The 24892-nt window shown below is 38.4% G+C and carries 17 protein-coding genes, 1 pseudogene and 1 other annotated feature (1 of these 19 cut by a window edge); of the genes and pseudogenes, 10 read left to right on the top strand and 8 right to left on the bottom strand.

Going from position 1 to position 24892, the window contains the following annotated elements; genetic code table 11:
* From gcvPB to RUH74_RS11190, 3 genes are all read left to right on the top strand, one after another.
* Entirely contained in the window at nucleotides 1-1602 is a 1602-nt protein-coding gene (gene gcvPB / locus RUH74_RS11200; RefSeq protein WP_313800392.1) for an aminomethyl-transferring glycine dehydrogenase subunit GcvPB, read from the top strand.
* Nucleotides 1603-1854: 252 nt separating this feature from the next.
* Complete coding sequence (ebgA, locus tag RUH74_RS11195; RefSeq protein WP_313800391.1) at nucleotides 1855-4911, top strand: beta-galactosidase subunit alpha; 3057 nt, start codon at nucleotides 1855-1857, stop codon at nucleotides 4909-4911.
* Between the two features lie 168 nt (nucleotides 4912-5079).
* Nucleotides 5080-6252, top strand: a complete 1173-nt coding sequence (locus RUH74_RS11190) for an ROK family transcriptional regulator (RefSeq protein ID WP_313800390.1) — start codon at nucleotides 5080-5082, stop codon at nucleotides 6250-6252.
* An 82-nt stretch (nucleotides 6253-6334) separates the two neighbouring features.
* Here the strand turns inward: RUH74_RS11190 and RUH74_RS11185 are convergent, their stop codons facing one another.
* The 4 genes and pseudogenes from RUH74_RS11185 to RUH74_RS11170 form a co-directional block, all read right to left on the bottom strand.
* Nucleotides 6335-7372: an aldose epimerase family protein gene (locus tag RUH74_RS11185; RefSeq protein WP_313800389.1), complete on the bottom strand. Its 1038-nt coding sequence runs from the start codon at nucleotides 7370-7372 to the stop codon at nucleotides 6335-6337.
* An 8-nt stretch (nucleotides 7373-7380) separates the two neighbouring features.
* Complete coding sequence (gene galT / locus RUH74_RS11180; RefSeq protein WP_313800388.1) at nucleotides 7381-8859, bottom strand: UDP-glucose--hexose-1-phosphate uridylyltransferase; 1479 nt, start codon at nucleotides 8857-8859, stop codon at nucleotides 7381-7383.
* A 113-nt stretch (nucleotides 8860-8972) separates the two neighbouring features.
* Nucleotides 8973-9074, bottom strand: a pseudogene (locus RUH74_RS24165) (UDP-glucose 4-epimerase GalE); the annotation flags it as partial.
* Between the two features lies 1 nt (nucleotide 9075).
* Nucleotides 9076-10257 (bottom strand): galactokinase, encoded by a 1182-nt coding sequence (locus RUH74_RS11170; protein ID WP_313800386.1) that lies wholly within the window; start codon nucleotides 10255-10257, stop codon nucleotides 9076-9078.
* A gap of 281 nt (nucleotides 10258-10538) precedes the next feature.
* Between RUH74_RS11170 and RUH74_RS11165 the strand changes: the two genes are divergently transcribed.
* From RUH74_RS11165 to RUH74_RS11155, 3 genes are all read left to right on the top strand, one after another.
* Nucleotides 10539-11798 carry an MFS transporter gene (locus RUH74_RS11165; protein ID WP_313800385.1) on the top strand — a complete coding sequence of 420 codons (1260 nt, stop codon included), beginning with the start codon at nucleotides 10539-10541 and terminating at the stop codon, nucleotides 11796-11798.
* A gap of 44 nt (nucleotides 11799-11842) precedes the next feature.
* Nucleotides 11843-12667, top strand: coding sequence for a cytochrome c oxidase assembly protein (locus RUH74_RS11160; RefSeq protein ID WP_313800384.1), 825 nt, complete (start codon nucleotides 11843-11845; stop codon nucleotides 12665-12667).
* Between the two features lie 154 nt (nucleotides 12668-12821).
* Nucleotides 12822-15032, top strand: coding sequence for a heavy metal translocating P-type ATPase (locus tag RUH74_RS11155; protein ID WP_313800383.1), 2211 nt, complete (start codon nucleotides 12822-12824; stop codon nucleotides 15030-15032).
* 112 nt (nucleotides 15033-15144) lie between these two features.
* Here RUH74_RS11155 and RUH74_RS11150 read toward each other — a convergent pair whose 3' ends face one another.
* The 3 genes from RUH74_RS11150 to RUH74_RS11140 all read right to left on the bottom strand — a co-directional run bounded on the left by RUH74_RS11150 (nucleotide 15145) and on the right by RUH74_RS11140 (nucleotide 18108).
* Entirely contained in the window at nucleotides 15145-16950 is a 1806-nt protein-coding gene (locus tag RUH74_RS11150) for a cation:proton antiporter (protein ID WP_313800382.1), read from the bottom strand.
* 187 nt (nucleotides 16951-17137) lie between these two features.
* Nucleotides 17138-17614 carry a CBO0543 family protein gene (locus RUH74_RS11145; RefSeq protein WP_313800381.1) on the bottom strand — a complete coding sequence of 159 codons (477 nt, stop codon included), beginning with the start codon at nucleotides 17612-17614 and terminating at the stop codon, nucleotides 17138-17140.
* A complete protein-coding gene (locus RUH74_RS11140) occupies nucleotides 17614-18108 on the bottom strand; it encodes a CBO0543 family protein (protein WP_313800380.1) in 495 nt (164 codons plus the stop codon). Before RUH74_RS11140 ends, RUH74_RS11145 begins: the two co-directional genes overlap by 1 nt.
* A 211-nt stretch (nucleotides 18109-18319) precedes the next feature.
* On the opposite strand from RUH74_RS11140, the gene RUH74_RS11135 reads away from it, so the two are divergent.
* The 3 genes from RUH74_RS11135 to RUH74_RS11125 all read left to right on the top strand — a co-directional run bounded on the left by RUH74_RS11135 (nucleotide 18320) and on the right by RUH74_RS11125 (nucleotide 21573).
* Nucleotides 18320-18610 carry an RNA polymerase alpha subunit C-terminal domain-containing protein gene (locus RUH74_RS11135; protein WP_313800379.1) on the top strand — a complete coding sequence of 97 codons (291 nt, stop codon included), beginning with the start codon at nucleotides 18320-18322 and terminating at the stop codon, nucleotides 18608-18610.
* Nucleotides 18611-19057: 447 nt separating this feature from the next.
* Nucleotides 19058-20296, top strand: coding sequence for a serine/threonine transporter SstT (gene sstT, locus RUH74_RS11130; protein ID WP_313800378.1), 1239 nt, complete (start codon nucleotides 19058-19060; stop codon nucleotides 20294-20296).
* Between the two features lie 269 nt (nucleotides 20297-20565).
* The gene (locus RUH74_RS11125) at nucleotides 20566-21573 is read left to right on the top strand and encodes a hypothetical protein (RefSeq protein ID WP_313800377.1); all 1008 of its coding nucleotides are present in this window, start codon (nucleotides 20566-20568) and stop codon (nucleotides 21571-21573) included.
* A gap of 170 nt (nucleotides 21574-21743) precedes the next feature.
* Here the strand turns inward: RUH74_RS11125 and RUH74_RS11120 are convergent, their stop codons facing one another.
* On the bottom strand, nucleotides 21744-22799 hold the full coding sequence (locus RUH74_RS11120; RefSeq protein ID WP_313800376.1) for an SDR family oxidoreductase: 1056 nt from the start codon (nucleotides 22797-22799) through the stop codon (nucleotides 21744-21746).
* Nucleotides 22800-23282: 483 nt separating this feature from the next.
* Here RUH74_RS11120 and RUH74_RS11115 point away from each other — a divergent pair, with 483 nt between their 5' ends.
* A complete protein-coding gene (locus RUH74_RS11115) occupies nucleotides 23283-24530 on the top strand; it encodes an MFS transporter (protein ID WP_313800375.1) in 1248 nt (415 codons plus the stop codon).
* Between the two features lie 94 nt (nucleotides 24531-24624).
* Nucleotides 24625-24892 (top strand) — a binding site (T-box leader); it runs 5 nt beyond the window's last position.

Here is a 24892-nt window from a genome sequence, read left to right as displayed (position 1 = left end):
ATGCAAAGGATTAAACGTACAAACAAGACGCGTGATTTCCACCAAGCGAAATGGAATGAACCGATAATTTTTGAACTCCATCAGCCGGGTGAGAAAGGGGTAGAACTGCCTCCAGTTAATAAAGAAGTGGCATTAGCGGTAGGTGACGGAATTTCTGTTATTCCGGAAGTAATGAAGAGAAAAGGCAGAATAGGTCTCCCAGAGATTGGGCAGGCACGTGTGCTTCGACATTATGTAAGACTTTCTCAAGAAACATTAGGCTCTGATTTTAACGTGGAAATTGGCCAGGGCACTTGTACGATGAAATACATCCCAAAAATTAATGAGCTGTTGATTCGTGATCCAAAGATGATGGAGCTGCACCCATTGCAAAATGAAGAAACGGTACAAGGGATGCTAGAAATTTTCCATAAGCTTGATTTATGTATGCGGGAGATATCGGGAATGGACTATTTCTCCTTCCAGCCGGGCAGTGGAACACAAGCATTGTTTGCGATGGCTTCGATTGTACGAAAATATCATGAATCAAGGGGAGAAGGAGATCAGCGGAATGAAATAATCACTACCATTTTCTCACATCCATCACAGGCAGCAACTGCAGCGGTTAAAGGATACAAAATAGTTACTTTGCATCCGGATGAAAATGGTTTCCCTGATATAGAAAAATTAAAGGCGGCTGTTTCCGAGCGGACAGCAGGCTTTGTTGTAGCAAATCCAGAAGATACAGGAATTTTCAACCCAAGGATTAAGGAATTTACTGATATTGTTCATCAAGCAGGCGGGCTATGCTTTTATGATCAAGCAAATGCAAATGGATTATTAGGCATTACGAGAGCAAAAGAAGCAGGATTTGATATGTGTTTCTTTAATCTTCATAAAACCTTTGCAGCACCACATATGTGTGGAGGGCCAGCAACTGGAGCATTAGGTGTCATCGCCAAGTTAAAGGAATTCTTGCCTGCACCGATCGTCGAACATAGGGATGGAAAATATTCACTCCAATACGATTTAGAGCAATCCATTGGCAAGGTTCGCTCCTTTCATGGTGTCGCTCAAACGGTTTTGCGGGCATATGCCTGGATCCGTGCACTAGGAGCTGAAGGGTTGAAGGAAGTAGCAAAAATTGCTGTATTAAATAATAACTATATGTATCACAAAGTACTAGCTATTCGCGGAGCCACTGCACCGTATGTAAAGGGGCATCGTTTAGAGCAGGTTCGTTATAGCTGGGAACAGATGACGAAAGAAACAGGTGTAACGACTGAGGATGTAACAAGAAGAATGACAGACTTTGGCCTGCATTACTGGACAAGTCACCATCCATATATTGTTAAGCAGCCTTTTACGTTAGAACCTACAGAATCCTATTCCAAGGAAGACTTGGATGAATATATTCATGCGCTGGAGCAAATTTCAAAGGAAGCATATGAAAATCCGGAAATTGTTAAATCAGCTCCGCATAATAGTACAATCCACAAAATGGATGAGCAAGATTTCCTTGACCATCCAGATAAATGGTGTATAACATGGCGATCTTACTTAAGAAAAGCGGAAGCGCCTTGGTCATCGCCGTACAAACTGGAAGGACCGCGACTGAGATAAAGGAAACACGGTGAGAGAGAGCGAACCGATGTTGACTCAATCGTTGCGGAGGGGACCTGAAGTTTGATAGGCGATAGGCGCTGAAGCTAGACAATTCTCAAAATCGAAAGTGATGTCTTATAAAAAGACATCCGTATCTGAGGCAGTTAAGTAATATGTAGGATAAATGAGAGAATGATTATTTTTTTAATATAGGGCTAGTTCTAATACTTGGTGGTTCGGTTAAAGAATAACAGCTAGGGAGTATGAAAAATGAATCATTTAAAAAGATGGGAAGATATTCAGATTGATGAAATAAATAGAATGGATGCTCGTGCTCATTATTTAAGCTATCCATCCCGCAAAGCGGCAGAAACGGGTGATCCGGCCAACACACATTTTTATCAATGTTTAAATGGAACATGGAAATTTGTGTATTTGGAGGCGCCTGAATATTGGGAAGAAGGCTTTTATCTAGATGATTTAGATACAACGGAATGGGATGATATGATTGTTCCAAGTAATTGGCAGCTTCAAGGATACGGAAAAATGCATTATTCAGATCTATGGTATAACTTCCCGATTAACCCCCCATATGTCCCAACAGATAATCCAACAGGCATCTACCGGAGAGAATGTGAATGGAATCGGCAGGTTGATGGAGAGCAGGTCATTCTTCGTTTTAATGGGGTAGATTCTGCATTTGAATTGTACGTAAATGGTGTTTTTGTGGGTTACAGCAAAGGAGCACGTATTCAAGCAGAGTTTGACATTACAGATATAATTCGTCAAGGTAAGAACAACATTACTGTTCGTGTGTTTCAATGGTCTGATGGAACCTATTTAGAAGATCAAGATATGTGGTGGCTAAGTGGGATTTTTAGGGATGTAGAATTATATACTCGTCCCATTGCAGGCTTATATGATTTTACAATTAAGACATTATTTGACCAGAAATGGCAGGACGCAGAGCTGCATGTTTCGGTAAAATTAACAAATCAGTTAGGACAGAGAATCGAATATGAATTAATCGACCAAAATGGGGAATGCATTTTTCAACTAGAAGAGGATGCGGATCATCCCATTTGCCAAATCATTTCCTCACCCTTAAAGTGGAGTGCAGAAACGCCAAACCTTTATCATTTATATATGACAGTAAAGGATGATGACGGGAAAATAATTGAGGTCATTCATCAGCATATTGGTTTTCGTTCCATTGTTGTGTCAGGCGATACATTCCTTGTCAATGGTGTGGCGATTAAATTAAAGGGTGTGAATCGCCATGACTATAACCCAAGGACTGGAAGGGTAGTGTCAGAAGAAGAGATAGAGCGGGACATTATTATCATGAAGCAACATAATGTTAATGCAATCCGCACGGCACACTATCCGAATTCCCCCTGCTTATATGATTTATCTGACCGGTACGGAATGTACGTCATTGATGAAGCAGATTTGGAATGTCACGGATTTGAACTAACAGGAAAGTATGATTGGATTAGTAATGATCCAGAATGGGAATTGGCATACGTATCCCGAATAGAGAGAATGATTGAACGAGATAAAAACCATCCATGTATTATTATGTGGTCGCTAGGAAATGAATCCTCTTTTGGCCACAATTTTAGGTCAATGGCTAAACGCGCGAAAGAAATGGATCCCACTCGACTGGTTCATTATGAAGGGGATAGGGAATGTGAAGTGACAGATGTATATAGTACGATGTATACATGGTTAGAGTCTCATGGAAATAGGCGTACGATGGATCAAATAATAGAAAATAGCCAAAAGCCGCATATTCTATGTGAGTATGCACATGCAATGGGGAATGGCCCAGGGAATCTTAAAGAATATCAGGATTTATTTTATAAGTATGATAAACTTCAAGGTGGATTTATCTGGGAATGGTTTGATCATGGAATTGAAACGGTTTCTGAAGATGGGGAAGTGTATTATTGTTATGGAGGAGACTTTGGTGATGACCCAACGAATGGGAACTTTTGTATTGATGGATTAATTATGCCAGATGGTACACCATCACCTAGTTTACTAGAGTATAAAAAAGTCATTGAACCTGTGCAAACAGAGTGCATAGATTTTGAAAAGGGTCGATTCAAACTTATCAATCGTTACGATTTTTTAGCACTGGATCAGATTGAATTATCTTTATCCTATTTCGAGGATGATAAACTTTTAGAATCTTCAATAATGGAACTGCCACGTATACGAGGACGGGAAACAGCCGAGATTCAATTATCGCAAGTGCCGGATATAGGGAAAGTCCAGGGGGCTAAATATTTTCTTGTATTTTCCTATCGATTAAATCAAGATACTCCTTGGGCGAAAAAAGGCCATGAATTAGCAAATGCCTCCTTTATTCTTTCTGAAACAAAGAAACAGCCAAAAGAATATGCTGATGGAGAACTTTACACAACAAAAAGCGGAGCGTTTATTACCGTACATGGCAGTAAGTTTACAGTTACATTCGATTGTGTAAAAGGGTTGATTAAAGAAGTCACGCGAAATGGGAAGGTCCAGATTGAAAAAGGCCCGCAATTCAATTTCTGGCGCGCGCCAATTGATAATGACATGTATTTGTTAGATGATTATCGTACGAAATATTTCATGCATTTAGGTCATGAGACAGTAAGAAATATTCAATATGGCTTAAAGGATGGCGTATTTGAGTGGCAGACAGATACCTATTATGGCACGACAAATAGCTCGTGGTATTATCAACTTCAGTACCAATACAAGATTTATCCAGATGGAGACATCGTATGTAATATTTCAGGGATCGCTTCAGGAATGAAAGAAAATGCCCCAGAAATGATTCCGCGACTAGGTGTGCAGCTGCAATTGAATAAGGATTTCACTGATGTGCAATGGCGAGGAAGAGGCCCTGGTGAAAGTTACGCAGATTCTAAACAGGCAAACCATATAGGTGTTTATCATAAAAATATTAAGGATTTGTTCGTGAATTATGTGAAACCGCAAGAAAATGGCAATCGCTCTGATTGTGATTGGGTAAGTGTTGCTGATCCATTATCAAATGGGATCATTTTCACCACGAATGAAACCTTTAATTTTCAAGCATCTCATTATGAGGTGCATGATCTTGAAAAGGCAAAGCATACGATTGATTTGAAACCAAGAGATTATGTAGTTCTGCACATCGACAGTCAACAAAATGGACTTGGAAGTAATTCTTGTGGCCAGAATCAGCTTGAAAAGTATCGCTGTACATTTGAAGATTTTTCGCTGTCATTTAAAATTTCTTTCTATTGCTGTGAAGAAACTTCAGCGGTTGAACTTGGAAGAATTGGGTAGAAAGGAAATAAGACATATAATGAATGGGGACGGCGGTAATTCGTCGTCCTTTATAGTTGTTTTGATTATTAAATAAAGTTTGTGTTTTCGAAAGTATCCTTAGTTAAATTAATTAACTATTGATATACGTTATAATAAGAGAAATGTTAGTTTTGTGGAGGTTTTTCGATGCAGCGTGGCACATTCAAATTAATGAAGTCAGTAAATAAATCCATCGTTTTGAATAAAATTCGTTTGTCTGAGCCTATTTCACGAGCACAGATTGCGAAAGAAACGAGTCTTACTCCCCCAACGGTCAGTAGTATTGTTAAAGAATTAATCGATCAGGGATTAGTAAGGGAAAGCATGCTTGGTCAATCAAGTGGAGGACGCAAACCGACTATGCTGCATATTCATACACATGCTTTTTATGTCATAGGGATAGATGCGGGACCGGAGAAAGTCGAATGTATCCTCACTGACTTAACAGGTAAAACAATTGAGAGAACTTCTAGTGTGCTATCAAACCCTATCACAAATGAACAGTTTCTTTCAATTTTAAAGGAAAGTATTCGTGAAATTTTACAAATATCTAATATGAATCAAGATAAAATAATTGGAATCGGGATCGCTATGCATGGGGCAGTAGATATAGAAACAGGCACTTCACTTGTAGCTCCGATATTAAACTTAAGAAATATACCAATAAAAGCAGCGCTGGAAGAGGAGTTTAACCTAACGATTAAAGTGGAAAATGATGCCAGGGCAATGGCGTTAGGAGAATCATGGTTTGGAGGACATGGTGAAGTAGATAGCATGGTAGCGGTGAATATTGGACGCGGGGTAGGGGCCGGAGTGATCATAAATGGAAAATTATATCATGGGGCCCAGGGAATTGCTGGTGAACTTGGTCATATGACGATTGATATAAATGGAGACGTTTGTGAGTGTGGAAATCAAGGTTGTCTGCAAACGCTTGTAAGTGGTTCTTCGATTGCAAAAAGGGCAAGAAAGCAGGGAACAAAAGGTGAACTAACTGCTAAAGAAATATTTGAGTTTGCACAAAAGGGAAATGCAGATTGTGTTCATTTACTACAGGAAACAGGTGAGATGATCGGAATCGGTTTAACCAATTTAATTCATCTTGTTAACCCGAGTAAAATTGTCTTGGGTGGGGGAGTGATGAAAAGTGAAAAATTTATTATGCCAGCCCTCATCGAAACGATTCAGCAAAGAAGTTTAACAACTGAGGTGAAAAAGACAAAAGTGACCGTCACAAGGTTGGGAGACGATGTAACATTGTTGGGAGCCGTTGCATTACTGTTGGATGAATTATTTGATCCATTGGGGAAAATAGGCTGACCCTAAATTTAAAGGGGTCCAGCCTATTTTTTTGTTTAATATGCACAATAGCGAAAATAAAGCGACGGAAACTACTAATGCTTTATTTAAATGAAAATACCGTCTGCTTTTCATACTTTTCTCCAGCTTTTACTATTACATTTGGAAACCCCTGATGATGTAGGGATGCTGGTGAAGCTTGGGTTTCAAAGCAAATACCAAGATATTTCCGCGAGGGGCCCTCTCGTAATGTCCATTCCGTATCCATCGCATTCGAGGTATACATGACCATTCCAGGTTGATCGGTTTTTACTGACATTACGCGCCCGCTGGTTGGTTCTTCTAATGTTGCCACCGCTTCTGCTAACTTATTGTCAAAAATGAAATAATGATCATACCCATTTCCGACAATCCGATTTTGCATAAAGGTACTGTTAAACCCAGTGCCTAGAACAAGACCACTATTACGAAAATCAAAGGGAGTCTCATCAACATCAACAAGTTTTCCAGTAGGTATCAAGTCTTCATTTAATTCAGCAAACCTGCTGCTTGCTATTGTAACATGATGATCTTGGATTGTATTTTTTAAATTTCCACTCAAATTAAAATAAGAGTGATTCGTCAATGAAAGGGGAGTCGTTTGATCACAAGTTGCAGCATAATCAAGAGAAAGCTGGTTCTTATTATTTAGTGTATAGGTTATTATCATCTTTAGGTTACCAGGATATCCAGCTTCACCATCGACACTTTTATAGATTAGTTTTAAACCAATTGCATCTTGAGTTTGAAAAGGGACAGTATCCCATATAACTTGGTGAAACCCATTAGGGCCTCCATGTAAATGATTCTTTCCATTATTAGCTGCTAGTGGGTAGGTTCTATTTTCCACTTTAAAGGAAGCGCCTTGAATTCTGCCTGCAACTCTCCCGATGATTGCACCGAAGTAATGAGGGTTAGATTCATAGTCTCGATAATCTCGATACCCAAGGACGACATTTTCAATGTTCCCTTTTTGATCCGGAACCATAATTTTTGTAATGATGCCGCCGTAGTTCAAGACATTCATGGAAATACCGCTGTCATTTACTAATGTATATTCCTTCCATTTCCCATTCGTTACTTTTGTCGTTATTCTCATCATTCTTCCACCTATTTGTTTAAAGTATGAATGAATCGCTTAAATGCTCCATGTTCTTTAAATACTCCAGCATCTTCAAGGCATCTTACAAATTTCTTTCCAAGCTCGTTTAGTAAAATGGAATCTGCCTGTTCTTTGTTCAATCGAGTTCCATATTTTGCTTTCAATTGCTTAACCCATTCAGAATGATAGTTGGCGACTTGATTGGATGTTCCTAATAAGACTTTCTGAATATCAGTTATTTCTTTTTTCAATCTTGGTGGCAGTACAGCTAGCCCCATGACTTCAATGAGTCCAATATTTTCCTTCTTGATATGATGAACATCTGCATGTGGATGGAAGAGACCAAGCGGGTGTTCGGAAGTCGTTCGGTTGTTTCTTAGAACCAAATCTATCTCGAAAATTCCATCACGATTTCGTGCGATGGGAGTAATGGTGTTATGTGGCGTTTCCCCTGTATACGCTAGGATATTTGCTAGCTTATCAGAATACCCTCTCCAGGTTTGCAGGATGTGATCAGCTGCCTTGATAAGGGGACGGATATTCTTTGCCCGTAAGCGAATGACAGACATCGGCCATTTAATGACAGAGGCTTTAATCGCTGGATGATCCTTTAACTCAAAGGAAAAATCATCCGCCGCTCGAGTCATTGCGAATTCATAGTTTCCGCCTTGGTAATGATCATGGCTTAAAATAGAGCCCCCCACAATAGGTAAATCGGCATTTGAACCGATAAAATAATGGGGGAATTTCTCAGTAAAAGTTAGTAATCTTTCAAATGCCTCTCGACCTATTTTCATCGGACGATGTTCCTCGGAGAATAAAATACAGTGTTCGTTATAGTAAACATATGGTGAATACTGCAAATACCAATTCTCTCCTAACAGAGGGACACGAATGACCCGGTGATTGGCGCGTGCAGGATAATTAGTCCTTCCTGAATATCCTTCGTTTTCTATACACAAAAGGCATTTTGGGTAATTGTTTTCATGCTTCATCTTATGTTCCCGCTTAATTTGCTCAGGGTCCTTTTCGGGCTTGGATAAATTGATAGTAATATCCATATGACCGTATGGGGTATAAACTTTATAGGAAATATTTTTCGCGATTCGATTTAGCTGGATGTAATTATTGTTTTTGCTCAGGTTGTAAAAATAATCGGTCGCAGCGAGTGGTGAATCCTTATATTTTTGCTCGAATGTTGCATTGACGACGGAAGGCATTGGTACAAAGCAATTCATAATATTGGCTGCAAGTATTTCCTTGTCATCAAAAACATTTTGGATCACGTTTTCATCAATCGCATAAGTGATGATCTTTTCAACGAGATTTGGGATAGTATCCATGCTGATTGAGTCGACAGCTTCTGGAAAGTTCTCCAATCCTAGTAAACTCATCAATCGGTTTCGAACAAAAAAATGATCGGCCGGTTCAATTAAGTCTACTTCCAAAGCCTTCTGAATGAGTCCCTCTATATACTGGTAAATCATCCGTTTACTTCCTTATTATTGTCTTTTAGATGAGTGGTGTGACACTTCCATACAACTTTAAACATTTTTGTAACAAAGGTTCGGATTGGATTCCAGCCTAATACTAGTTTTGCTTCTTTTGAGCCAGCAATAACCACATTCTCACCTTGATCATTTAATTGAGAGACTGCGTGGGAGCATATATAACCAGCTCCACCTAAAACGAATACACTCATATTAGCACTCCTCTAAGATTTCTTTTGCACCGTCACCGATCGAAGCAATGTAAAAGGTTGCGTCATAGCCAATCTTTTCTTTATAAATCGCGTTAATAGTATATTTAAACTCATTTACCTTGTCTTTTTTAACAATGGCAATTGCACAGCCGCCAAAACCAGCTCCTGTCATCCGTGCGCCTAAAACGAAATCTTGTTCCCAAGCAGTCTCAACAATCGTGTCAAGCTCAAGGCCTGTAACTTCATAATCATCCCTTAATGATCGATGAGATTCATTCATTAATTTTCCAAAATGATGGAGTTCCCCTTGTTGTAGTTTTTCCAAAGCTTCTAACGTTCTGGCGTTTTCATATATAGCATGCTTTGCACGCTTTTGAGTGATCTCATCACGAATAAGATGTTTATGTATCTCAAATTCTGCTGGCGTTAACTCGCCTAAACTACTAATAGAAAGTTTCTGCTGTAAATCGCTTAATGCCTGTTCACATTGGATTCGCCGCTCGTTATACTTCGACCCAGCTAATGTGCGGCGTTTATTCGTATGGATAACCATAATGACATAATCATTCAATCCAATGGGTGCGTATTTGTACTCTAATGTTTGACAGTTTAAGAGGATTGCATGATCCTTTTTGCCCATACCGATGGCAAATTGGTCCATAATCCCACTATTCACCCCAATATAGTGATTTTCAACCTTTTGTCCAAGGCGAATCATTTTAATCCGATCCTTTTTTAAATCAAATAATCCATTTAGTAAAACACCTGTTGCCAGTTCAATGGATGCCGAAGAGGAAAGGCCAGCGCCATTTGGGATATTTCCATAAAACAGGATGTCAGCACCTTGAAGAATTTCACATCCTGATTCTTGCATAAATAGAGTCATTCCTTTAGGATAGTTAGCCCAGCTGTCCTTTTCATTAAAAGCTAATTCAGTTAAATTGCATTCAATCACACCGGTTTCTGGGAAATTCAACGAATAAAAACGTAACTTTTGATCATCCCGTTTGCTTCCTAATGCGTATGTGCCATAAGAGATAGAAGCTGGGAAAACATGACCGCCATTATAATCTGTATGTTCGCCGATTAAGTTAATCCTTCCAGGAGCAAAGAAGGTTCTAGGAGTCTTTGTCGTATGAAAAATCGACTGAAACTTACCCGTTAAATGGGCTGTTTGGCTCATTTATGCTGCCTCCTTAATGAGAAGCAAAGGGACGGTTCTCTTGCTTCATTATCATAGTAACTTAATTAATTAATTTAATTAAGTTACGTAAAGTTTACTATTTTTTCTTCGAGGATGCAATCATTGTAAGGGGGTGGAATAAATCGGTTTGTTGGATTGATTGTGCCGCATAGGGCTTGATGGCTCACCGGTTCAGACTTTTTATTTATTTAAATAATTTATTTCTATGGTTAAAGGAAATCCATATATATAAGAGTAAAAGCGAACAGGGGTAGGAATCATTGGACAAACAAAATAGTCGATTTAGATGGAGTGTATTTACTTCTGTTCTGTTTACTTATTTATTAATGGCGAGCCAGCGGACGGCTCCAGGATTAATTACAGACCAAGTGATGAGGGATTTTAGTGTAACCGCATCAACGATCGGGTTACTGACAAGTATTCAATTTTTTGTCTACACTGGTTTGCAAATTCCAATGGGCATATTGGCTGATCGTTATGGACCCAATTTTTTTCTAATTATCGGCGCCTTTCTTACGGGGGCAGGTACAATCATTTATAGTCTGGGTACGAATGAGTTCGTGCTGTTCATTGCTAGAATCCTTACAGGTACGGGGGATGCAACAATCTGGGTCAATATGGTGTTAATTTTGGGGCAATGGTTTAAAGTGAAGGAATTTGTTCGCTTAATTGGCATAGCAGGTATGACTGGAAGTCTTGGGTTTCTTTTGGCGACTGTCCCTTTTTCAGCATGGATTCAATTACTTGGCTGGAGGGCAGCATTTTTTTCAGCTGGTATTCTATTATGTCTTTGTGGAATTCTTCTTTATTATGTACTTATACAAAAGCCAAAACAAATTCATTTTAGCGAATCGGCCACTGTAAAGGATGGGCTGAAGCGTGAAAAAATGTCTGTTTTATTACGCAGAATATTTTCGAGTCGGCAGGCATGGGCATTATTCTTTTGCCACTTTGGTGTAGTCGGCGCATATGTAGGATTTATCGGTTCGTGGGCAGTGCCTTATGGGATGGGTGTATATGGAATGACACGTTCAGCTGCCAGTCAGCTCATAATGGTTGGGCTTATTGGGGCACTTATCGGCGCGCCTCTGACGAGTTGGATTTCAAGCCGATTGGGAACAATCAAGCGGCCCTATATTGTTGTGCATTTGACGATATTATTGAGCTGGTGCACCTTTTTATTATTCAAAGGAATGCCTCCCTTTTTGATGCTTTATTTGCTTTTCTTTCTAATTGGTTTTGGCTATGGAGCCAGTGCCTTAACTTTTGCTGTTGTACGCCAGACCTTTCCAATAGAAGAAGCAGGTGTTGTCTCTGGTGTTGCTAATACGGGCGGGTTTCTAAGTGCGGTCTTGCTGCCGAGTATTATGGGAATGGTGCTGGATCATTTTCAGCATGCTTCAAGCAGTATCAGTAATGGATATTACTATGGGTTTATCACTCCAGTTATTTTCTCCATCATTGGCTTAATTGGAATTATGTCTATAAAAGAAGGGAGTCGGGAAAAAGGCTATTCCTAACCATGGGAGTCGAGAGCATAAATTCCGAAAAGGTGGGGATGTACATGTTCAATATTTTTCTACTAGAGGGTCAATTCGTATGGAATATGCCATTGTTAGTGATTTTTATAGGAATTGCGATTATTTATTCATTTTTGGTCCATCATTTGACAGAAATAAAGATTTCCCATAAGCAGCCTCTTTTCTTTTTCCTTAGTATAGGATTGATATACGTAACCATCGGGAGTCCGCTAACAACGATAAGTCATCTTTCATTTAGTTTACACATGATCCAAATGAGTATTTTATACTTTGTTATCCCGCCAATGCTAGTATTAGCGATACCTGGAAATATATTTAATAGGATAAAGAAATTCACGATTATAGACAAATTAAGCAAATGGACATTGTCTCCAAGGGTTGCATTAATTGTTTTTTCAATATTATTTTTTATGTACCATTTGCCTTTTCTTTTAAAAATCTTTTCATTAGATTCATACATTCACAATGGATATATGCTTTTGTTATTCCTTTTGTCCTTACGTATGTGGTGGCCATTCGTGTCACCTGACCCGAAGAAACGATTTAGTGGAACGAGAAAAAAACAATATGCCGTTCTAAGTAGCGTACTATTATTGCCAGCTTGTTTATTTTTTATATTTAGCGCCTTAATTAATGGGATAAACAATCCCTTCCTTACACAAATAACAGCTCATCTTTGTATTCCATCTCAATCCAATTCCTTTAATATCCTTCCACCTCCATTTAATACAAAGTATGATCAAGTTATGGCGGGCTTTATTATGTTAGGACTGCATAAAATGGCTTTACTGGTATCCTCACAGAATAGAAGTGAAGAAAAAGAGTCTTATGTGAAGAAAAGCGGTTAATGAATGCATGAAAAAGGCCAAACTTCAATAGCATTTGAAGTTTGGTCTTTTTTATCTATCATTTCTATTGAATACTAGAGAAATGGTTCTAAAGCGTCCCTCTATTTAATAGAATATATTAATTTGACGACAAAAAGAGAGGTGAAATGGAAGCATGAAAGAAACAAACCATTTAGAGATAAAAGGCATGCATTGTGCAGCATGTGCGGCAAGAATAGAAAAAGCAGTTTCAAAAATAGACGGGGTAGAGGAAATACTTGTAAATTTAGCAACAGAAAAGGGCCGGGTCACATATAGTAATAAATTGACAAACATGAATGAAATTATTAATAAAATAAAAAAGATTGGTTTTGATGCAGAAATTGATAGAAAGAGTAATCTTCAGACAGAAATAGATAAAATGAGAGAAATTACGATACTTAAGTGGAAGCTTTTACTATCCGCACTACTAACAGTCCCTTTGGCGTGGGCAATGTTTACTCACTTTAAGTGGGCTTCCTTTATTAAAGTTCCGTATTTATTTGTCCATCCACTATTTCAATTTGCGATTACCATTCCCATTCAGTTTATTATCGGGTTCCAATTTTATGAAAGAGCTTGGAAATCATTGAAAAGCGGAAGTGCTAATATGGATGTCTTAGTTGTGTTAAGTACTTCAGCCGCCTTTTTTTATAGTCATTATGTAACTTTTACAAATATAAATACACTAGGAAGCACGCATTCGATTGAATTGTTTTATGAAACAAGTGCATTCATTATTACATTTATTTTGTTGGGGAAATTTCTCGAAGCTAGAACGAAAATGAGAACAACTGAGGCAATTAAGAAGCTTTACCAATTACAAACAAGAACAGCCAGATTGTATGTAAATGGAATGGAATATCAGTCCCCTGTTGATAAGATCGTACCTGGGGACGTGGTAATCATTAAATCCGGTGAAAAGATCCCTATAGATGGACAAGTTATTGAAGGATACTCCATGATTAATGAATCCTTATTGACAGGGGAAAGCATACCAGTTGAAAAAGGAATGGGCGCTGAAGTGTATGCAGGGACAATGAATCAGAACGGAACATTGAAAGTAAGTGTTACGAAAAAAGAATCAGAGACTGCTTTGTCACAAATTATTCGTATTGTTGAGGAAGCTCAAAGCTCGAAGGCGCCCATTCAGCATATAGCTGATAAAATTACAGGTGTTTTTGTACCAGTAATTATTTTGATTTCATTAGTTACCTTTTTTCTGTGGTATCTAGTCATTGAACCTGGAGTTGTTAGTGAGGCAATAGAAAAAATGATTGCGGTATTAATTATCGCCTGCCCATGTGCTCTTGGATTGGCAACTCCTACATCAGTGATGGTTGGGAGTGGACGAGCAGCTCAGGCAGGTATTCTCTTTAAGGAGGGAAAATATCTAGAGGTTCTCGGAAAAAGCAACACGGTCGTACTAGATAAAACCGGAACGATCACAAAAGGAGAGCCTGTAGTCACAGACGCGTACATTGATTATGGCAGTGTACGTGAATTTTGGGAGATTGCAGGTGCTGTGGAAGGAGATTCGGGGCATCCAATTGCCAAAGCAATTGTAAATGAAACGAAAAAAAGGGGACTAACGAATCCTGTTCCAAGCCAAGTACTTTCAATCCCTGGGTATGGAATCAAGGCATCTGTAAATGGAAAAAATGTATTAATCTCTAACCCTAGTTATTTTAATAAAAATAACTTGTATATTCCCAATAGAGCTGACAGAGAGATTAAAAGACTGGAACAAGAAGGTAAGACAGTGATGGTCATAGCGATAAACAATCTTGTTGCCGGGGTGATTGCTGTTGCAGATGAAGTTAAACCATCGTCCAAGAGTGCAATTACTGGCATGAGGGAGATGGGAATGGAGGTCATCATGCTGACAGGTGACAACAAGGAGGCTGCAATGGATATTGCTGAAAAGACGGGAATCGAAAATGTTCAGCCGCATGTCACCCCAAAGAACAAAGCAGAAATGATCAAACGCCTGCAGAACGAAGGGAAAAAAGTTGTTATGGTTGGAGATGGGATAAATGATGCACCTGCCTTAACAGTAGCTGATATCGGCATGGCAATGGGGACAGGCTCTGATATTGCGATTGAAGCTGGTGATATTACTATTATTAAAGGAAATTTAAGTAAGGTTGTAGAAGCAATAAAGATTAGCAAAGCAACAATGACCAATATTCGGCAAAATTTTGTATGGGCATTTCTATACAATATTATATGTATCCCATTTGCAATGTTCGGACTATTAGCCCCTTGGCTGGCTGGTGCGGTTATGGCTTTCAGTTCTGTGTCAGTTGTACTAAATTCTCTCAGATTACAAAAGTACAAAATTTAGATCAGGCTGCATGATCATTTCAATATTTACAATGTCGAGCAGTAGAGCATGTAATGCCGCTCTCCTCTAACCCGTTAGGCTTATACGCCTAAAAAAAGACCGTCTGCTGCGATCAGACGGTCTTTTCTTCATCATTAGTCAATACAACTAGCTCGTCCCCTTCATCTAGAGAAAATCTTTTTTTCATTGTCACAAAAGTCAGGGTATCCTTCTTGTTCTTTATGAAAAGGGGCGTGACTCCTTCTGGGAGTAAATCTTTTAGGGTTTTATCCTTTTTCTTCATCTTAATGGATTTTAAACGGTAACCAATATTGATTTTTCTGTTTAGCTCTGTAAATGTTGCGTCTTTTCCAAATAATAAGTGTGCCTTAAGGGAGATTGGCAATTCCTTATGATTCAATTGATGATTCGGCTTAACAGGCAGAGCAAAGGTGTTCTGGTAGCCGAACTCTGGGATATGGGACTGGCAAACGAGTGCATTGTAGGCTGCATCTCCTGTCATCGCAAGAAGAGTCTCATATTGGGTGAGATCGATATCGTATTGTGTATGTTCAGCAAGGATTTCTCCTTTATGGGTATGGATGCCTTTTAAATCGGCAGGACACAGACGGTCTCCTGAGGAATCGATAATGATGACAGGGATACCCATTTGTTTGATTTGATCTGCTAAAGCTACAGAAAAGCTGCTCGCCCCAACAATAAGAATTCCAGGTGGCTCTGTACTGGCAAGGCCGAGTTTTTTTGCAATGGGACCAATTGTGAACCCGTGTGCACAAACGGTGATGATTACAAGTGCGAAGGTTAATGCGATTAGAATGCCAGCATCCTTATAACCATCCTCTAGAAGGATGGAAGCGAAATAACCGGAGACCGTTAATGCAACAATTCCCCTCGGAGCAATCCAGCCAATCAACAGCTTTTCCGCAATAGTCAGCTCTGTGCCAATTGTAGATATCCATATTGATAACGGACGGACAAGAAACAGCATGACTAGCACAAAGCCGATAATTGGCAATGTAAATACATCCGTCATTATGTCTCTTGTTAACGATGATGTGAGTAAAATAAAAATCGTAGATGTTAGCAGTACTGAGATATTCTCGACGAAATGACTGATGCTTCCAATGGAAGATACATATTTTTTTGTCCGTCCTAGCGTTAGTCCCATGACTGTCACTGCCAGCATGCCTGTTTCATGCATGACCACCTCGCCGATGGTAAAGCAAATCAGCACAAAGGATAGAATAACTGGAGACTTTAAGTATTCTGGAATGAGCCCCTTTCCAGCTAGAATACTGACTGCAAAGCCAATTATGTATCCCAGTAAGACAGCGATTAATGCACCAATAAAGAAATTCCACAATTGGTGAAAATAAAGGTTTTCATTTGTCATTACTTTTATGACTTGATAAGCAAAAAGGGCTAATAAAGGGCCTGCAGGGTCAACAATGATCCCTTCCCATTTTAGAACGGCAGCTGTACGGGGCTTTAATTTTGCCTGTCTCAGCAGCGGTATGATGACAGTTGGTCCGGTTACAACAAATAAACCGCCAATAATAAAGGAAATTTCCAGATTTAATCCGGCAATAAAATGGGCAGCCAGCGAACCCCCAATCCAAGCTAAAAACGCACCACCTGTAACAATTCGGAAAATGGACTTGGAAATTCCTTTAATTTCACGAATATCAAGGCTTGAGCTTCCTTCAAACAAAATAATGGCGACCGCTAGAGAAATCATCGGGCTATATAGCTCACCTAAAGCCTCTTTTGGATTAATCAAGCCTAAGATTGGCCCAATCAGTAAACCAGCAATAGACATAATCACAATCGACGGCCACTGAACTCGCCATGCCAGCCATTGAGAAAAAATGCCAAGCCCAAGAATAACGGTAATTATAATCAAAGCAGCTTGTTCCATACGTTCACCTCATGGTGGGACATGGGGACAGGAACCTTGTCCCACATCATTTTTAACAATTAAGCTCCTCCAACTATTGAAGTGAAGGAACGATTCAGGCAGATATCTTTGAGAAAAATTCATTCAAGTGTTTCCAAACACCAAAAATAAACAAGTGACGATAAACAATACGACAGCCACATTTGATTTACAATAAATTGTCTGCCGATTTCGAGAAAAACCAAATGCAAAATAAGCGGGTAATAAAAAAGGAACAGCAAATTGTAATCCATGATATATACCATTCCCAGTGTATATATGTTATGAGATCGGTGTATTTTTCAATAATGACCTCACCGATAGTTAAAATAGAAGTGAATCCAACATAATAACCTAGTTGAATAAACCTTCCTCGATTATTGGGATACCAGACGGTAAAGAGGGCGCATGTGACCGGAAAAGCATAATACTCATACGTAAAGCTCGTCCGATTGATCGAAGCAAATAATCGAATGGGATATTCAATCAGCCCTAACTCGACGACAACTAAACCTATAAGAAATGTAATAATCTGTTTGAATAGAAATGCTACGACGGCAAGTCGAATTTTATTTTTGGGAATAAAGAAAAGAATGCCTGTTGATAACGCGTACACTGACAATATGATCCACCATTCAACTCGCATTAGGATTCCTGCCGTTCTGTTTGAAGCAAGGCTTTTTCTTTATAAAACCAATTACAGCAGATCTGACTAACGTAAAAAAGAAGCGCAATGTAAATCCACATCCCATACCATGTCAGCAATCCATATTTTAGTAAATCCGTATATCTTTCGATCATAATATCAAATAATGTGATCAAAGTGACCCAAAGAAAAAAGTATGTAAAGCTCGTCCATATTGTGCCTTTTTCTTTTTTATTGATGTAATATATGGAAAACAAGGCCGGATAAAAAAAATAATTGATTGTAAGTGCCAGATCGGTCGCTTTGGGAAATTCCCGAAAAGGTGCACTTAACAAACCATATTGAAAAGAAGGCATATCGCATAGCCAGATGATTGCTTGAAACATCATGAGTGCTAAGAAACCCTTACGTCGATCTTTACGCGGAATAAACAGAATGAAGCCAATTAAACCGAAAATCCACATGCCAGTTAGGAAAAAGTATTCCATCTTCATGTCTTAGAAACTCCACTTCTCGATAGGATATTAAAAGTATTTTCTGTTTCTTTAAATCATATTCAATAAGGTCTATTAAATGAGATGAGTATCTGCAAGAATTGACTAACGGAGAGAGTAAATCTTGGGCATACAGAGTGTATATCAGATAGTAAAATTTAGTATACAATATGGATAATATAAAAAAGTGAATTGAAAAGGAGGAATTATATTGCCAGTTAATAAAAGTTTAAGGGTATGTGAAAAAGGCCATAAGTATTATAAAAGTAGCGATTGTTCAAGCTGTCCTACCTGTGATAAAGAGGATAAGCCTGAAACTGGCTTCCTATCGAAACTTAGTTCACCTGCGAGAAATGCATTGGTTCATGAAGGGATTGATACTTTAGAAGAACTATCTAAATTCACAGAAAAAGAAATATTAAAACTCCATGGCATTGGACCAGCTTCTTTGCCAATGATGAGAAGTTCCTTGCAAGAAGTAGGTTTAACGTTTAAAGAATGAAATGAAGTGAATCCCAATTTGGCAGTACTAAAATCGGCAGTGTTTAAAAGATCAAGCACTATTTTTTTTATTGCATGAATATGTAATGACAATTAGTATTTCCAGAAAAAAGTTAATAGAAAAGAGGGCTAATTAATATTATTTGAATCTTTTATGAATTAAAATGAATCCCAATTAAAAAATAGTATTGTAATATATTAAAAAAGTAAGTATAATACTATTTGTACAGAGGACAAATGTCCTCCTGGGGAGGAATAGCGTGGAGGTGTCCGTTTAAAATGTGAATAGCCCCAGAGATCTGTATGAACACCGTAAGCTAAACTTTTAGATAGTCCTCTATAACTTAAGCAAATGTAAAGCTGCTATCTTAGTTTCTCATAATATTTTTGATGAACATTCTATTAAAAACGAAAACATTCTTGCGATTTTTACTAAGGGGGAACATCTATGAAAAGCTTATTTAAAAAGTGGAATCGATTGAGCTTGGTGAAACAAATTATTGTAGGTTTGATAATAGGTATTATTCTAGCTTTGACAATCCCGGAAACAGCAAAACCAATTGTCATTTTTGGTTCATTATTTGTAGGTGCTTTGAAGGCTGTTGCACCGGTACTTGTACTCTTTTTGGTTATGTCTGCTATTGCTCAGCATAAGAGTGGACAGAAAACGAATATGAAATCGGTTATTATTCTTTATCTTTTAGGAACATTCTTAGCTGGATTGATTGCTGTTATTGCTAGTTACCTGGTCCCAGTTAGTATAACGCTTGTTAAAGGTGCTGAAGGTGTGACACCTCCTAGCGGCGTTGTTGAGGTCATTAAAACATTGCTTCTCAATATTGTTGATAATCCAGTAAAAGCTATCTTTAATGCGAACTATATTGGTATTTTGGCTTGGGCTGTGCTTTTAGGTTTGGCGTTAAAAAATGCTGCGGACTCAACAAAAACATTCATTACTAATTTTTCTGATGCAGTTTCGAAATTAGTTACATGGGTGATTAAATTTGCTCCACTAGGAATTATGGGATTAGTATTTGAATCAATTACAGCAAATGGATTGGATGCTTTGCTGGGCTATGGGAAATTGCTAGCTGTATTAATTGGCTGTATGCTATTTGTTGCATTAGTAGTGAATCCAATTATTGTATTTGCATTCATCAGGCAAAATCCATATCCGCTTGTTTTTAAGTGTATTAAGGAAAGCGGAGTTACAGCATTCTTTACACGCAGCTCGGCTGCAAACATTCCTGTAAACATGAAATTATGTCATGATCTTGGTTTAAATAAAGATAGTTATTCTGTTTCCATCCCATTAGGTGCAACCATCAATATGGGCGGCGCTGCTATTACGATTTCTGTTTTGACCCTTGCAGCAGTTCATACTCTTGGCATTCAAGTTGATCTTCCTACAGCTATTATTCTCAGTGTATTATCTGCTGTATGTGCTTGTGGTGCTTCAGGAGTTGCCGGTGGATCGTTATTACTGATTCCTCTAGCGTGCAGCTTATTTGGAATCCCCGCCGATGTGGCTATGCAGGTAGTTGGCGTAGGATTTATTATCGGTGTGCTCCAAGACTCTTTTGAAACAGCTCTTAATTCATCTACTGACGCACTCTTCACAGCAGCAGCTGAATATAAAGAATGGCGTAAAAAAGGTAAAAGAATTGAATTTAAAAAGGTAGCTTAATATAGTTTAAAAAACTGTACCCAAATGGTTAGGAGCAACTGCCATTGAGGGTGCAGTTTTTTTGTGAAGGATAAGGATGTATTTGGATATGCATGTAGTTTAAGTAGCATAGGTTAGAAAGGAGGTACTAATTAATTTTTAGTTTAGATGGATTAACTTGTGTTAAAATTTAGAATATATTGATTTGTTATAAGCGATTAGAATCTTATACTTTTTACCTGTATTTTCATTCAATAAAAGTAAAAAGAGAATTTAAAGGGGGAATGGTAATGAAAAAATGGTTATCTGGTATAGCATGTGTAATTATCAGCGGCACATTGGCTGGGTGCTCCATGCAAACTACTGGAGGAGAAGGGGATGAAATAGGCGAACTAAAAAGGCAAATAGAACAGCTTTCTATAGAAAATAGTACCCTCAAAAACACGGTGGAAGAACAAAGAAAAGAAATGGAGCTTACAACTTCAAATGATAGCTCAGTTTTCATTGCAAAGGCTATTGAAGAATACCCACGATCGTTATATAAGAAACGAATCTATGATATCGATATGGATGAAAAAGAGGAAATAATTGAACTATATGTGAATGCCGAGAAAATGGAAAACGGAGGATTTGCCTGGGACGATGGACAAACTTGGTTATTGGTAGTAAAAGATGGCGAACAATCTTATCCCCTATATAATAATTATGTTCAGCTAGGCTCAATAGATTTTAGTCCAGCAATTTTTGATGGGAAACCAGGGATCGTGATGCTTGAGGAAATGCATGCAAATAAATCTATTCATAAATTTTCATTCGATCCCGATGCAGGTGGATTTGTTAAAGAAACTGTATTTAAAAAAGAGAATATGTTTGATCAATATAATCAGCCTGCTTCCTACGCTTTTTTCAATGATGCTTACACATTAATGAAGGGGACGTTAAAAGATAAAGTCATAAAAGCTTTAGAAGCTAGTGACAGCAATTTACACGATCTTCAGGAACGGACGATGCTCTTTGACCCTATCCTTGCTGACCTTAGAAATGCTCAAATTTTGTTTGAGACTGTCGGCGAATTGAATCCAGCCCTTCGCGTTTCCATAACTAATGTGGTTGATTTGCTTAACCAAATGGCTATAAATCCACCAACGTTAGAGCAAATGAATCAGCTTAGGTCTATTCATGAAGTGTTTTTGAATGCTGAAGGAGATCAGTTGATAATAGAGGGAGAGAATCAAATTCATCCGGATGTTGTTCAGAAGCTACAAAGAATCGAGACGATCCTTAAAGGAAATAAATAAGCATCTGCTCCCAACCAAATATGTAAATGTCGGTCTGGTTCATTTCGCTGCGCTGGTTATTTCTTCGTACATAAAGGCTTGCTCAATGAATCAGACCGACTATTTATGCTACCCTTAATCAGAATGCCGATTTATTTTTTATACACAAAAAAAGAGGGATGGGAAGTAAATTAACTTAATTCAATTGTCCCTTTTCTGCCTTCCTGTAGCCATAGCTCAAGCAGCTCCTGCTCTTTTGCGAGTGATATCCCCGCTTTTCGTTCATTGTTCTTCCTTGCTTTCTCCCATTGATAGATATCGTAAATCGTATCCTCAAGAGGTCGAAAGGCAAGCCCAGCATGAACTGCTTTTTCAATATTGAAAGAAAAAGCGCCCGTCCACGGTTTGGCTTCCCCTTCTAATGGGGAGTTTTCAGGTATCCATAGTGGCATCTCCGTCCACGGCTGGACTTTATGCTTCAATAAAAATTTTTCTTCTGCCCATACAAAGCTGGCATTGCTATTTGTAACCATTTTGCAAGTGTTCAAAAGCTTTTCTATAGTCAATACTTCATTTGGACCCGTTACATTGAATGTACCGGCTTTTTTATTTTCCGCCATATGAAAAATCCATGCTGCTGTATCCTTTATATCAATCAATTGAACAGGGCGGGCTGAACGTCCAGGCACCAAAATGTTTCCGCCTTTTGCAACACGTTGAATCCAGTAGGGGAGACGATCTGTATAATCAAAAGGTCCGACAAGCAGACCTGCCCTAACATGTAATACGCTGCCAGGCCAATGCTTTTCTGCTTCTGCTTCACATAATGCTTTCAGCTCTCCATAATATTCGTAAGGGGAGAGTTTACCTGCTTCGGCATCAGCTAGTTTATCCTCCGGCAGTGAAGTTAATAACTGATAGTCTTCCGTTATATTAAGTGGAATCCAATCTTTATAAACAGAGATGCTTGAGATAAATGTATAATGTTCGATGTTATCCCCCAGAACAGCTGCAACTTTTCTTATTTGATGAGGAGCAAATCCGCATGTATCTATTAAAATATCCCATTTCCTGCTTTTTAGCAGTGCTGTCTCACCATTTCTATCACCGATCAATTGTTCAACTTCAGGAAACGTTTCTTTATTCGTGCCGCGATTAAACAAGGTGACTTCATGCCCTCTTGCCAATGCTTCTTCGACTAAAGCTCTTCCTAAAAATCGAGTGCCTCCTAATATAAGAACTTTCATTTTTTTCCTCCACCCAATTAATATATTCATGTAAATAACGATTTTCCTTTGCAGAAAGATATGTGGGGTGAAATAATTTTATCCCTTATATTAGAAAAATAAGGTGATACTAAAACTTTTTAGAGCAAGTAAAAAAAACATAGTGAAATATAAAGAAATATTTGTATTAAAAAAGCTATTTTGTTATGATTAACTCACTTATAAATGAAATGGAGGTTTTCCTTTTGACAGCATCAATGAGATTAAGATTCCCATTTATCATTCGTTAATTTCATACGCTTGATAGCTCTGCCTATGTTCAGAGCAACGGGATTGGTCTGTCTATTTTTAAGGAAGCCTATATTTAACGGTTATTAAAAAAGAGGGGGATGAGTCTGCCCTCTTTTTTGTTGTCTTTAAAAATTAATGGAATAATTTAAACGATACCATCTTATGGATGTAGGTGAGTTATTTAAAAATTTATAGGAAATGGGTTGTTAATTAATGAATACAATTATGGAAAATCGTAAGGAGAATTGGCAAAGGAATATTGTTCTCTTTTTAACTAGCCAAACAATCTCGCTTTTTGGATCATCCTTAGTTCAATACGCTATTATGTGGTATATCACTTTAACGACGGAATCAGGTTTGATGATGACGTTGTATATTATTTGCGGTTTTATACCGACTTTTCTTTTATCACCCGTTGCCGGGGTTTGGGCGGATCGGTATAACCGAAAAATGCTGATTATGCTAGCGGATGGACTGATTGCATTTGCCACGCTTATTCTAGCTATTCTCTTTTTAATGGGATTTGACTCCATTTGGCTTCTTTTTGTGATGGCTGCTATTCGTGCCTTTGGAACAGGCATTCAAACACCAGCAGTTGGAGCCATCTTACCGCAAATTGTTCCAAAGGATAAGCTGACAAAGGTGAACGGTGCAAATGGCAGTATTCAAGCCGTTATCATGTTCGTATCTCCGATGGTGAGTGCAGCCTTATTAGGGTTCGCCTCAATAGAAATGATATTTTTTATTGATGTCATTACTGCAGCCATCGCGATTGTTACACTGCTTGCCTTTTTAAAAATCTCTGTACATGAGAAGGCAGCAGAAAAACAAACAACAAGCTACTTTAGTGACTTTAAACAAGGTTTACAATATGTGAATAACCACAACTTTCTGAAGAAATTCTTTCTCTTCTTTGCCGTCTTCTTTGTACTGATGGCACCTGCAGCCTTTTTGACACCGTTGCAGGTGACACGCAGCTTTGGCGATGACGTGTGGAGACTGACTGCGATTGAAATTGCCTTCTCCATTGGAATGATGGTCGGTGGCGGAATCATCGCTTCATGGGGAGGATTTTCAAATAAAGTGAAAACAATGGGATTGGCAAGTGTCATAATGGGAGTATGTACATTTGCACTTGGCGTTGTTCCTGGTTTTTGGATTTATTTAGTTTTCATGGCTCTGTTTGGTGTGGCTATGCCAATTTTTAACACCCCTGCGACAGTCTTACTGCAGGAGAAAATAGAAGAGGATTATTTAGGCAGAGTGTTTGGGGTAATGGGAATGATCTCAACCTCAATGATGCCGCTTGGCATGCTCATATTCGGTCCAATTGCAGACTTTATTAAAATTGAATGGCTGCTAATAGGAACAGGTGTATTCATGGTAGTACTAGCAAGTCTTTTAGGCCGAAGCAAAATACTATTGGAAGCGGGCAAGCCAGCAACGGAAACACAGCAGTAAAATAAATTTATTTAAAATTATCTTGCACAATATTTATGTATCACTTATAATCAAAAATAATAAATTTTGAATTGTGTTATTTTTTCGAAAACAACTAAAGACGATGAAGAGAAAAAGTAGGGTTAAGCTATTTTACACAGAGAGCTTCGGTAGCTGAAAAGAAGCAAAAATACTGATCCGAACAATGGCCTCTGAGTTTCGTGCTGAAAGTATCGATAGGTATGAGTAGGTTCCGACGAGATTTGGTACTCGTTATCCATACCACAGTATTTCGGGTGATTGATCTGCCCATGTACTTGTTAAGGCTGTTTTGTGTGAGCAAACAGTAAAGTAAGGTGGTACCACGTGAATATACCACGTCC

Source organism: Cytobacillus sp. (assembly GCF_032154635.1).
Lineage (GTDB): Bacteria > Bacillota > Bacilli > Bacillales > Cytobacillaceae > Cytobacillus.
This window is presented reverse-complemented; position numbering and strand designations above follow the sequence as displayed.

Excerpts from the sequence above, each read along its gene's own strand:
- gcvPB (WP_313800392.1), top strand. The coding sequence starts at position 1 with ATGCAAAGGATTAAACGTACAAACAAGACGCGTGATTTCCACCAAGCG.
- ebgA (WP_313800391.1), top strand. The coding sequence starts at position 1,855 with ATGAATCATTTAAAAAGATGGGAAGATATTCAGATTGATGAAATAAAT.
- RUH74_RS11190 (WP_313800390.1), top strand. The coding sequence starts at position 5,080 with ATGCAGCGTGGCACATTCAAATTAATGAAGTCAGTAAATAAATCCATC.
- RUH74_RS11185 (WP_313800389.1), bottom strand. The coding sequence starts at position 7,372 with ATGATGAGAATAACGACAAAAGTAACGAATGGGAAATGGAAGGAATAT.
- galT (WP_313800388.1), bottom strand. The coding sequence starts at position 8,859 with ATGATTTACCAGTATATAGAGGGACTCATTCAGAAGGCTTTGGAAGTA.
- RUH74_RS11170 (WP_313800386.1), bottom strand. The coding sequence starts at position 10,257 with ATGAGCCAAACAGCCCATTTAACGGGTAAGTTTCAGTCGATTTTTCAT.
- RUH74_RS11160 (WP_313800384.1), top strand. The coding sequence starts at position 11,843 with ATGTTCAATATTTTTCTACTAGAGGGTCAATTCGTATGGAATATGCCA.
- RUH74_RS11155 (WP_313800383.1), top strand. The coding sequence starts at position 12,822 with ATGAAAGAAACAAACCATTTAGAGATAAAAGGCATGCATTGTGCAGCA.
- RUH74_RS11150 (WP_313800382.1), bottom strand. The coding sequence starts at position 16,950 with ATGGAACAAGCTGCTTTGATTATAATTACCGTTATTCTTGGGCTTGGC.
- RUH74_RS11145 (WP_313800381.1), bottom strand. The coding sequence starts at position 17,614 with ATGCGAGTTGAATGGTGGATCATATTGTCAGTGTACGCGTTATCAACA.
- RUH74_RS11140 (WP_313800380.1), bottom strand. The coding sequence starts at position 18,108 with ATGAAGATGGAATACTTTTTCCTAACTGGCATGTGGATTTTCGGTTTA.
- sstT (WP_313800378.1), top strand. The coding sequence starts at position 19,058 with ATGAAAAGCTTATTTAAAAAGTGGAATCGATTGAGCTTGGTGAAACAA.
- RUH74_RS11125 (WP_313800377.1), top strand. The coding sequence starts at position 20,566 with ATGAAAAAATGGTTATCTGGTATAGCATGTGTAATTATCAGCGGCACA.
- RUH74_RS11120 (WP_313800376.1), bottom strand. The coding sequence starts at position 22,799 with ATGAAAGTTCTTATATTAGGAGGCACTCGATTTTTAGGAAGAGCTTTA.
- RUH74_RS11115 (WP_313800375.1), top strand. The coding sequence starts at position 23,283 with ATGAATACAATTATGGAAAATCGTAAGGAGAATTGGCAAAGGAATATT.